This window comes from Luteimonas panaciterrae, from assembly GCF_020511115.1.
GTDB lineage: Bacteria > Pseudomonadota > Gammaproteobacteria > Xanthomonadales > Xanthomonadaceae > Luteimonas > Luteimonas panaciterrae.
Genome location: NZ_JAJAVH010000074.1, coordinates 1 through 574, shown reverse-complemented (window position 1 = coordinate 574; position 574 = coordinate 1). Strand labels below are relative to the sequence as shown.

The 574-nt window shown below is 54.7% G+C and carries 1 protein-coding gene; it reads left to right on the top strand.

Annotation, left to right across the window (positions count from 1 at the left end; genetic code table 11):
• Positions 1-49: 49 nt before the first annotated feature.
• A partial coding sequence (locus tag LG367_RS18325) for a S8 family serine peptidase (RefSeq protein ID WP_226470708.1) occupies positions 50-574 on the top strand: 525 nt, incomplete at its 3' end.

The following is a 574-nucleotide window of genomic DNA, read 5'->3' as shown; positions in this document are numbered from 1 at the left end:
ATCCGCGCAGGCTTTTAGCCAGGACACAGTCAGAAGTTTCGAAAGAGGCATGACGTCTACCCGTGGGGGGCTAGGTGGCATCTACGTGAAAGCCGCGGGAAATGATTTCACAGATCTCAATGACAGCACTTGCGACAACGTTGGATGCTTCCCAGCCAATAACGATCCCCAGAACCACCTATTCAACATGATCACGGTTGCAGCTGTCAGTGCAGACGGCAAGCGATCCATCTATTCGTCCACCGGATCTGCGCTTTGGGTTTCCGCATTCGGCGGTGGAGCTGGAAGGATGGAGCGTTTTCTGAAGGATGGAAAAACCAAAGACGACTTTGCACACGAAGTCTTCGATCCGGCGATCCTGACGACCGATGCGATGGGCTGCGATGTTGGCAGCAACAAGAATGACGCTGATGATCGCAATCTGCTCGATACCGACCAATCTGACATCGATAGCACCTGTAACTACACGGCCCATATGACCGGTACGTCGGCGGCGACGCCGATGGTCAGCGGTGTCGCGGCGCTGATGCTGGAAGCCAACCCCAGGCTGACTTATCGCGACGTCAAGTATATC